1 protein-coding gene and 1 pseudogene are annotated in these 814 nt (G+C 65.4%); both read left to right on the plus strand.

Features of this window, described 5'->3' with window-relative positions; genetic code table 11:
- Positions 1-457: 457 nt before the first annotated feature.
- Positions 458-697 (plus strand): annotated as a pseudogene (locus HMPREF9006_RS11105) (DDE-type integrase/transposase/recombinase); the annotation flags it as partial.
- A 41-nt stretch (positions 698-738) separates the two neighbouring features.
- On the plus strand, positions 739-814 hold a 76-nt coding region (locus tag HMPREF9006_RS11110; protein WP_442852146.1), incomplete at its 3' end, for a hypothetical protein.

Below are 814 nucleotides of genomic sequence, written 5' to 3' on the forward strand. Positions count from 1 at the left end.
CGCGCGCCTCAAACAGTTGCTGGGACAAGCAGAGCTGGAGAAAGCAGCGCTGCGAGAGCTCGCGGAGGGAAACTTCTCAGCCCGGCGCGCAGGCACGACGCTGTGAACCACCTTGTCGGCCAGGGGTTTTCTCAGCGCCTTGCATGCCGCGTCGCCGGGCTGTCCCGGTCAGCGTATTGCCGCACCCGCGCGGCGGGCGAGGCGAAAACGCTGCGTGATCATGGGCCTGTGCGCCAGTGGATGAACGATTGTGCCGCCACGCATCGACGCTGGGGGTATACACGTGCCTGGGCGCGGGCCACAAGTGAGGGCATTGTCGTGGGGCGTGATACGTTCCGGCGCTTGTGGCGCACCGAAGGACTGCACGTGCGAGCGCGCAAAGCCCACAAGCCCCGCACCGCGCCGCACCTACAGCACCTGGTGCGGGCTCGCGCTCCTGGGCAGGTGTGGGCCATTGATGTCCAGTTCGACTCAGACTGGAAGGGGGCGTGTCTTGAAGGTCTGTCACGTCATTGATGAGTTCACGCGCCAGCACCTGGCTTTCCGCGTCGAGCGGCGCATGGGAGCCGCCGACGTGATCGACATGCATGACCTGGCTGTCCTGGCCTATGGAGCACCCCAGGTGCTGTGCGCCGATAACGGGCCTGAATTCATCGCCGCAGCCGTGGGACACTGGGCCAGCGAGCACGACACACTCCAAGCATTCATACCCCAGGCCAGCCGTGGCTGGGCGGATTCGTGGAGTCCTTGCACAACCGCATGCGCGATGAACTCCTCGAGGACAACATGCTCAATGGGCTCGACCACGCGCGCG

This window comes from Actinomyces sp. oral taxon 180 str. F0310 (assembly GCF_000185285.1).
In the GTDB taxonomy this organism is placed as follows: Bacteria; Actinomycetota; Actinomycetes; order Actinomycetales; family Actinomycetaceae; genus Pauljensenia.